This is a genomic window from Serpens gallinarum, from assembly GCF_014836765.1.
GTDB classification, from domain to species: Bacteria; Pseudomonadota; Gammaproteobacteria; order Pseudomonadales; family Pseudomonadaceae; genus Serpens; species Serpens gallinarum.
In genome coordinates, this window is sequence record NZ_JACSQG010000017.1 from 19,610 (window position 1) to 28,085 (window position 8,476).

An 8,476-nucleotide genomic window follows, 5' to 3' on the forward strand; every position below is an offset into this window, starting at 1 on the left:
GCCGCCAGGGTAGACAATTGTCTACAGGCGTATACAGTTGTCTACGCCAAGACAAATAATCATAAGAGGACTCCTGGCCATGAATGCTGCTTCCCCTTCGGCCCTCCGGCATTGCAAGGTGGCCATTATTGGCACCGGATTTTCCGGCCTCGGCATGGCCATTCGCCTGAAGCAAAAGAACGAAACCGATTTTCTTCTTTTCGAGAAGGAAGGTGGGGTTGGCGGCACCTGGCGAGTCAATCATTACCCAGGGTGCGCCTGCGACGTGCAATCGCATCTGTATTCCTTTTCCTTTGCGCCTAACCCGAACTGGACGCGTATGTTCGCGCCGCAACCGGAAATCAAAGACTACCTTGAAGGTTGCTGGCAACATTTTCAGCTTCAAGACCGCACCCTGCTCAATACCGAAATTAAGCGACTGGAGTGGGATGAAACACAGCAGTTCTGGTTGATCGAAACCACCAACGGCGTGCGCTACAGCGCCCAATTTGTGGTGTCCGGCATGGGTGGCCTGTCCACGCCGTCAATCCCCTCGCTCAAAGGGCTGGATACATTCACCGGCAAGGTCTTTCACTCCCAGCAGTGGGATCATGACTACGATTTGGATAGCAAGCGGGTTGCGGTAATTGGTACTGGCGCATCTGCAATTCAGTTCGTGCCACAGATCCAGAAGCGTGTCGCCCGCCTCGATCTGTATCAGCGCACCCCGCCCTGGATTATGCCCAAGCCGGACCGACGCATCGGTGAAAAGGAACAACGACGCTTTCGCCGCTTTCCGGCCCTGCAGAAGCTGTGGCGCGGCGGCATCTATGCGTTCCTCGAAGCCCGTGTGCTGGGCTTTGCCATCAGCCCGCAGATTCTGCGCATAGCCAGCCTGGTTGCCAGACACCACCTGCATAAACAGATCAAAGACCCAAAACTGCGCGGCCAACTCACGCCTGACTACACCATGGGCTGCAAGCGCGTGCTGATTTCCAACGATTATTTCCCGGCTGTGGCCCAGCCCAATGTGAAACTGGTGACCCAGGGCATCGCGGAAATCCGCAGTAACAGCATTGTCACCGCAGATGGCCACGAGCGGCATATCGACGCGATCATCTTTGGCACCGGCTTTACCCCCAGTGACCCGATCCCACGGGGCGTCATCTTCGGTCGCGATGGACTCGACCTGGTGGACAGCTGGCCGCAAGGCCCCGAAGCCTACAAGGGCACCGTCACTGCAGGGTTCCCCAATCTGTTTTTTCTTATGGGCCCCAATACCGGTCTCGGCCATAGCTCGATGGTTTACATGATCGAATCGCAGATCAATTACGTCATCGACGCACTTAGCCAGCTCGATGGGCTCCAATTGCGCAGCTTGGAAGTCAAGCGTGAAGCACAGGATCACTTCAACCAGAAGATCCTCGGCAGCATGGACCGCACCGTATGGAATTCCGGTGGCTGCAACAGCTGGTATCTGCACCCGGTCAGCGGTCGCAATTGCACGATATGGCCTGGCTTTACGTGGCGTTTTCGGCAGATCACCAAACATTTCGACCCAGCGGCGTACCATTTCAATCGCCTGCCTGCGCTGAATGCTACGGCGAACCCGCACACCCAAGCTGCAGCCCAGGAGCTCAACGCATGAAATCTTTCCATAACAAGGTTGCCGCTATTACCGGAGCCGGGTCAGGTATTGGTCGCGCTCTGGCGCTGGATCTTGCACGCCAGGGTTGTCAACTGGCGCTCAGCGACATAAACGCGCCTGGCCTGCAGGAGACAGTGGAACAGGCGAAACGCCACGGCGTACGCGTTACCCAACAGGTGCTCGACGTTGCCGACGGCCAAGCCATGCAGGAATGGGCTGCGCAGGTGGTTGCCGAACACGGCCGCGTCAACCTGATCTTTAACAATGCCGGAGTAGCTCACGCCGGAACCGTGGAAGCCAACGAGCTGGCCGACTACGAATGGATCATGAATATCAACTTTTGGGGCGTGGTCCACGGTACCAAGGCATTTCTGCCGCACCTCAGGGCCAGTGGCGCGGGGCACATCATCAACATTTCCAGTGTGTTCGGCATATTCGCCCAGCCGGGCATGAGCGCCTATAACGCCACCAAGTATGCGGTGCGCGGCTTTACCGAATCACTGCGTCAGGAGCTTGACCTGACCAATTGCGGAGTGTCGGCCAGCTGCGTGCACCCCGGAGGGATCAAGACCAATATCGCCAGGACCGCCCGCATGAATGCGAGCATGAGTCAGATCACCGGACAAAGTGCAGAGCAGTCGCGCCAGCAGTTCAACGATTTGCTGCTGCGCACCACGCCGGAAAAGGCGGCGCAAATCATCCTCAAGGGGGTTCAGCGCAACAAGCGCCGCATTCTGGTCGGCCTGGACGCCACTGCAGCGGACATGATGATGCGCAGCATGCCATCGCTCTATCAACGCATGGTGGTAACCAGCATGCGCCTGGCAGCACGTTTCGCACCCAAGCGCACGACGGATAAAACGCAGCCGTCCACTTAGATCTGAGCAGGCCTTTCCCGTCTCCCTAGGGGGAGACGGTTTTTTTTAGCTTGTTACCAGAGTCAATTCTCACGCCATACACGACGGCGATCCGCCGCACGTAACAGGCATCGAGCTACAACCCCAGCTGCTTGCTGATGATCTCGTTCATGATTTCCCGCGTGCCGCCACCAATGGACAGGATGCGGTTGTCGCGGTACAGGCGCTCAACGCGGCTCTCGCGCATGAACCCCATGCCTCCCAGGAGCTGGGTGGCGTCGTAGGTGATGCGATCGGACACATCTGTGGCGAAGTTCTTGGCCATGGAGATTTCCTTGACCACGTTTTTGCCGGCGGCCATTTTCGCGGCCTGGCGGTAGGTGAACTCACGGGATACTTCCAGCTGCGTGGCCATTTCTGCCAGGCGATGCTTGATCACTTGAAATTTGCTGATCGGCTTGCCGAACGCCTTGCGCTCCTTGGCCCAGGCCAAGGCATCTTCCAGCGCCATCTGTGAGGTCATGTTGGCCATCAGCGCCAACGCCAGACGTTCGTTCTGGAAATTGGCCATGATGCCGGCAAAGCCCATGTTCTCGACACCGATGAGGTTTTCAACCGGAACCATGCAGTCATCAAAGAACAGCTCGGCAGTATCAGAGCACCACCAGCCCATCTTTTTCAACTTGCGACCTACCGTAAAACCCGGGGTGCCCTTCTCTACGAACAACAGGCTCACCCCGCCGAAACCTTCATCGCCTGTGCGAACTGCCACGGTGTAGTAATCGGCGCGCACGCCACTGGTGATGAACGTCTTGCTGCCCGTGACGCGGTAGAAGTCACCTTCGCGCACCGCGCGGGTCCTGAGGTTGGCTACATCGGAACCACCACCAGGCTCGGTAATGGCCAGCGCGATAATCTTGTCGCCCGCCAATACTTCGGGCACGACACGGTCACGAATCGCCGGCTTGGCCCATTTGAGGACCGGTGGCAAACCAATATCCAGCGAGCAGAGACCGGCGACCAGGCCGGTCGAACTGCAACGAATCAGCTCCTCACTGGCCGCCACCTTGGCAAACAAGTCGTCTTCATGACTGCCGCCGTACTGCTCGGGAAAGCCGATCCCGAGAATCCCGGCGTCCCCGGCTTTTTTGTACAACTCGCGGGGGAACTCTTCGGCCTCTTCCCACTCATCAATGTGCGGAAGAATCTCGCGCTCGACAAAGCGGCGCACCGAGTCGCGGATTTGTTGATGGGTTTCGTCGAAATATTGCTGGATATCAGCCATGCGGGCAGGCTCCGGTTATTATTTGCCGAAACCTTACCAAGCGCTTGCTTGGTTATCAACTAAAACCGTGAGACCGCTGCATCCATACGCAACTTGGCTGAAATCAGGAGTTGATTGGCTTGCGTCCCGCCAACGCATGGGCCAAGGTGCCGCCGTCCACCAACTCAAGCTCGCCCCCCAAGGGGACGCCATGGGCGATGCGTGACACCACCAAACCTTTAGGTGCCAGCAACTGGGCGATGTAGTGGGCGGTTGCCTCGCCCTCCACCGTCGGGTTGGTGGCCAGAATGACTTCGGTAAAGGCACCTGCAGCAACGCGCTCGAGCAATTCGGGCACACCGATGGCTTCCGGGCCCAAACCATCCAGCGGCGAGAGATGCCCTTTGAGCACAAAGTAGCGGCCGCGAAAGCCGGTCTGATCCACGGCGAATACATCCATCGGGGTTTGCACGACGCACAATAGGCTATCGTCACGGCGCGGATCAGCGCATTGCGGGCACAAATCGTCTTCTGTAAGGGTGCGACACTGTCGGCAATGGCCGATACCTTCCATTGCCTGAGCCAGAGCCTGGGACAATCGCATACCGCCGCTGCGGTCGCGCTCAAGCAATTGCAGCGCCATGCGCTGGGCGGTTTTTTGACCGACGCCGGGCAAAATGCGCAGCGCATCGATGAGTTGACGGATCAGCGGACTGAAGCTCATGGGAATACTGCCGAACTGCGGAAATGAGGGCCGGGTTATACCTGTCGGCCTTGGACAACGTCAAATGACTTCACGCCGCCTCAAGCGCCTCGATGACCCGTCTGGCGGTCATTTCACTGGATGCCGGGTTCTGGCCAGTGATCAGGTTGCGATCACGCAGTACATGCACTGCGAAATCCGGACCGACATGCACCAGGGCGCCCAACTCACGCAACGTGCTTTCCAGCAGGAAAGGCACAGCCTGTTGTAGCTCTACAGCCATTTCTTCACTGTCGCTAAATGCGGTCAGGTTGCGACCTTCAACCCACGGCACACCTTTAGCGCGCATCACGCCAATAAACGCTGAAGGTCCGTGGCACACTGCTGAGCAAATCCGCCCCTGCTCATCGAAATCAACCAATAACTTGCTGAGCACGGGGTGACCGGGCAGGTCGAATACTGTTCCGTGACCGCCGGGCAAAAAGATCGCATCGAAATCACGGGCGCTAATCTGCTGATCAAGCACGCCAGCGGCCTGTAGGGCAACGCGAGCGTCGTCCCATTCAGGATGGCTGTCAGCATCTTGTGTACTACGCGGATCAAGGGGTGTGGCACCACCCTTGGGGCTGACCACCTTGATGCGATAACCCGACGCCTTGAACAGGCTGTAGGGTATGGCGAACTCTTCCAGCCAGAGCCCGGTTGCCTCTCCATTGAGAAGTCGGTCGGCACTCGTGACCACCATCAGGATGTGCTTGCTCATGAACGGCCCCGGTCATATTGATAGCTTGTGAAAGCATGACAGCGGAGATGCAAGCAAGGTTCGATAAATCTACAGGCTCGCCAATGGACATGCTCCACTGGCGAGCATCATCAACACGGGATCAGAAAGGCATCTTGAAGCCTGGAGGCATTTGCAGGCCGGCAGTCATGCCAGACATCTTCTCTTGGCTGTTCTGTTCGATCTTGCGCACCGCGTCGTTAACGGCAGCCGCAATCAGGTCTTCCAGAATGTCCTTGTCTTCCTGCATCAGGCTATCATCGAGATTGACGCGCTTGACGTCATGACGGCCATTCATGACCACGCTCACCAAGCCGGCGCCGGACTGACCGGTGACCTCGGCATTGGCCAACTCTTCCTGCATTTTCTGCATTTTTTCCTGCATTTGCTGAGCCTGCTTCATCAGGCCTGCCATGCCACCTTTCATCATTGCTTACCTCAGGTATTCAGGTTTCTACGGGTTCGATAGTACCGTCGCGGATTACCGCGGCGAACTGCTGGATCATTTGCTGGACCAGCGGATCATCATGGATTGACTGCTCCGCCTCTTGCTGTCGAGTTGCACGCTGTCGGGCAGCGGCCTGGGCCGGCGTTTCCTGCTCAGGCTTGCACAATTCAACATTTAACGTGACGCTGCGTCCCAGATATTGATTGAGCGCCTCGTTCAAGCGCCGTTGCTGGCTATCGTTGAACAGCGCACCTTGGGCAGGGTCCAGATGCAGCAGCCAGACGTCCCCCAAGGCAGAAATAAGCGTGCAATTAGCCGCGATATTTGCAGTCATGCCGCCCAACCCCAGGCGAGGAAAGATATCCAGCCATTCTGCAGCAAGACCGGTTGCCGGCTGCGCGGCAAGCGAGGGTTCAGGCTCCTCAAGTACATCTTGCGCCGGAGCATCGAAATCGTACTCAAAGCTGTCAGCGCTGACTTCGCAATAATCGTAGTCGCCTGGCGGTGGCTCGTCGTAGTCGTCCGCTGACGTCTCTACAAACGCATCAACCTCCGGTACCGACGCAGCTATGGCGGCGGGTTCAGGTTTTAGTTCAGCATTAGTATTGCCCAACGCCGTTGGCTCTTCCCAAGGAAGATCAATCTTTTCCGCCGCAACGGGCGAAATATCCGTCACAGTCTGCGACAGCGACGCAGCCTCTACAGGCGGGGCGGCGGTGACGGCGTAAACCATAACTTCTGGCTCGGCAGCCATCGCTGGCTGGGGCGCAGGTGCGACAACAGGAGCGCTGTTTGCCACCGGAGCGGGTTGGGAATCAGCTGTGGCCTGGCTGATCCCCAGCGGCTTTAGCGGTGTTCGGGGCGCGCCATCAAGCTCTGCTGGCCGGAATGCCAGCATGCGCAGCAGCACCATTTCGAAGCCACTGCGTGGATCTGGCGCCAACGGCAAATCGCGACGGCCAATCAGGCCCATCTGATAATAAAACTGCACGTCTTCGGCGGGCAAAATCTTCGCCAGTTCCAGCACCCGCTCACGGTCGCCCTGGCCATTGTCAATCGCTTCAGGCAAAGCCTGGGCAATCGCTACGCGATGCAAGACGTTGAGAATTTCCGCTAGCACACCATTCCAGTCCGGGCCCTGCTCGGCGAGTTGGCATACTGCCTCGAGTAAACCTCGCGCGTCGCCCTCCAGCAGGGTATGCAGCACACCGTAAACCTGACCATGATCGAGCGTACCCAACATAGCACGCACATCAGCCGCCACTACCTTGCCTTCACCGAAGGCTATAGCCTGATCGGTAAGGCTCATGGCGTCGCGCATCGAACCGTCTGCGGCACGACCAAGCAGCCAGAGGGCATCGTTCTCGAACGGGATGTTTTCGGCCCCTAGAACATGGCTGAGATGCTCGACTACTCGCTCCGGCGGCATGTTCTTCAGTGAGAACTGCAGACAGCGCGAGAGAATGGTCACCGGCAATTTTTGCGGATCGGTAGTAGCAAGCAGGAACTTGACGTGTGGCGGCGGCTCTTCGAGCGTCTTCAATAACGCATTGAATGAGTGGCTGGAGAGCATGTGTACTTCGTCGATCAGATAGACCTTGAAGCGGCCCCGGCTCGGTGCGTACTGAACGTTGTCGAGCAGCTCGCGTGTGTCTTCCACTTTGGTGCGGCTCGCGGCGTCCACCTCGATCAAATCGACAAAACGTCCTTCATCGATTTCTCGGCACACAGAACATTGCCCGCAGGGGGTAGAACTGATGCCGGTTTCGCAATTCAGACACTTGGCAAGAATACGCGCAATGGTGGTTTTACCCACCCCACGCGTGCCCGTGAACAGGTAGGCATGATGCAAGCGCTGGCTGTCCAGGGCATTGATCAGAGCCTTGAGCACATGGGCCTGGCCGACCATTTCCCGGAATGATCGAGGACGCCATTTACGTGCAAGGACTTGATAACTCATCGATACCTGTCGTGATTAATGTTCGGAAGACGCCCATCCTAGCGGAGCAAGGGGCAAATTGCATCCGCCAAGCCATCCGCGCTGATGCGGCGCATCTGAAATCGGCATACCCATCCAGGCACCGCTCTGCAAAGGTGATGGAGTCGAGCTATCTAGGCCGCCAGACTTACTTTCTGGCAGAATCCCACCGTTTACGCTTGAGAAGCCGAGCCATGCAACCCGAAGATTTGCTCTTACTGGTGACCCGAAGCATGCCCTATGGCAAATATAAAGGCCGCATGATTGCCGACCTGCCGGGGCACTACCTCAACTGGTTTACCCGCAAAGGTTTCCCTAACGGAGAAATGGGTCGTTTGCTCGCCCTGATGCATGAAATCGATCACAACGGCTTGAAGCCATTGCTAGCTCCGTTGCGCCAACGCCAAAACACCTAGTATCTGCCACGCCACATCTAGCGCACGGCTAAGCCAGGGCAGCACTACGTAAACAGACGGGAGATAATGGAGGTGAACCCTACCAGCCACACCCCGGCACACGATGTCACCGCTGCGGCTGCTCCCTTCCGGGCCTGACCGGGTTCACGGTTGATCGTTGCGGGGGGACCGGCAGGGCCCACCATAACGCGTCTCGCCTTGCAGCGAGTGGGCAGTATTGTACCGACTTGGCGTTAAGTTACAACCGTTCCGAACAAAAAGCATTTCGTAGACAATGACTTATCTCGCTCCCCTTTCGAAACACGAGCAAATCAATTTCCCCTCCCACAGACAAAACCCCAACCCGCGTGCGCGGATTGGGGTTTTGGGTTTAGGCGCTTGACGATGACCTACTCTCACATG

The 8,476-nt window shown here is 57.5% G+C and carries 8 protein-coding genes and 1 other RNA gene; 3 read left to right on the top strand and 6 right to left on the bottom strand.

Translation table 11 applies throughout. The features are described 5' to 3' along the window. The first annotated feature begins 79 nt into the window (after positions 1-79). Positions 80-1,627: a flavin-containing monooxygenase gene (locus H9642_RS18055; protein ID WP_251837848.1), complete on the top strand. Its 1,548-nt coding sequence runs from the start codon at positions 80-82 to the stop codon at positions 1,625-1,627. Further along, on the top strand, positions 1,624-2,505 hold the full coding sequence (locus H9642_RS18060; RefSeq protein ID WP_251837849.1) for an SDR family NAD(P)-dependent oxidoreductase: 882 nt from the start codon (positions 1,624-1,626) through the stop codon (positions 2,503-2,505). Before H9642_RS18055 ends, H9642_RS18060 begins: the two co-directional genes overlap by 4 nt. A 115-nt stretch (positions 2,506-2,620) precedes the next feature. On the opposite strand, the gene H9642_RS18065 is transcribed toward H9642_RS18060, so the two are convergent. From H9642_RS18065 to dnaX, 5 genes are all read right to left on the bottom strand, one after another. Beyond that, positions 2,621-3,769: an acyl-CoA dehydrogenase family protein gene (locus H9642_RS18065; protein WP_251837850.1), complete on the bottom strand. Its 1,149-nt coding sequence runs from the start codon at positions 3,767-3,769 to the stop codon at positions 2,621-2,623. Positions 3,770-3,872: 103 nt separating this feature from the next. Further along, complete coding sequence (recR, locus tag H9642_RS18070; RefSeq protein WP_251837851.1) at positions 3,873-4,472, bottom strand: recombination mediator RecR; 600 nt, start codon at positions 4,470-4,472, stop codon at positions 3,873-3,875. A 70-nt stretch (positions 4,473-4,542) separates the two neighbouring features. Next, positions 4,543-5,214 (bottom strand): type 1 glutamine amidotransferase domain-containing protein, encoded by a 672-nt coding sequence (locus tag H9642_RS18075; protein WP_251837852.1) that lies wholly within the window; start codon positions 5,212-5,214, stop codon positions 4,543-4,545. A 121-nt stretch (positions 5,215-5,335) separates the two neighbouring features. After that, on the bottom strand, positions 5,336-5,662 hold the full coding sequence (locus H9642_RS18080) for a YbaB/EbfC family nucleoid-associated protein (protein WP_251837853.1): 327 nt from the start codon (positions 5,660-5,662) through the stop codon (positions 5,336-5,338). A 16-nt stretch (positions 5,663-5,678) separates the two neighbouring features. Continuing rightward, positions 5,679-7,640 carry a DNA polymerase III subunit gamma/tau gene (gene dnaX / locus H9642_RS18085; protein ID WP_251837854.1) on the bottom strand — a complete coding sequence of 654 codons (1,962 nt, stop codon included), beginning with the start codon at positions 7,638-7,640 and terminating at the stop codon, positions 5,679-5,681. A gap of 212 nt (positions 7,641-7,852) precedes the next feature. Between dnaX and H9642_RS18090 the strand changes: the two genes are divergently transcribed. Next, positions 7,853-8,074 (top strand): DUF3820 family protein, encoded by a 222-nt coding sequence (locus tag H9642_RS18090; protein ID WP_251837855.1) that lies wholly within the window; start codon positions 7,853-7,855, stop codon positions 8,072-8,074. A gap of 77 nt (positions 8,075-8,151) precedes the next feature. Here the strand turns inward: H9642_RS18090 and ffs are convergent. Next, positions 8,152-8,248: signal recognition particle sRNA small type (ffs, locus tag H9642_RS18095), an RNA gene on the bottom strand. Between the last annotated feature and the right edge of the window lie 228 nt (positions 8,249-8,476).

Coding starts and splice junctions, on each gene's coding strand:
- H9642_RS18055 (WP_251837848.1), top strand. CDS start 80: ATGAATGCTGCTTCCCCTTCGGCCCTCCGGCATTGCAAGGTGGCCATT.
- H9642_RS18060 (WP_251837849.1), top strand. CDS start 1,624: ATGAAATCTTTCCATAACAAGGTTGCCGCTATTACCGGAGCCGGGTCA.
- H9642_RS18065 (WP_251837850.1), bottom strand. CDS start 3,769: ATGGCTGATATCCAGCAATATTTCGACGAAACCCATCAACAAATCCGC.
- recR (WP_251837851.1), bottom strand. CDS start 4,472: ATGAGCTTCAGTCCGCTGATCCGTCAACTCATCGATGCGCTGCGCATT.
- H9642_RS18075 (WP_251837852.1), bottom strand. CDS start 5,214: ATGAGCAAGCACATCCTGATGGTGGTCACGAGTGCCGACCGACTTCTC.
- H9642_RS18080 (WP_251837853.1), bottom strand. CDS start 5,662: ATGATGAAAGGTGGCATGGCAGGCCTGATGAAGCAGGCTCAGCAAATG.
- dnaX (WP_251837854.1), bottom strand. CDS start 7,640: ATGAGTTATCAAGTCCTTGCACGTAAATGGCGTCCTCGATCATTCCGG.
- H9642_RS18090 (WP_251837855.1), top strand. CDS start 7,853: ATGCAACCCGAAGATTTGCTCTTACTGGTGACCCGAAGCATGCCCTAT.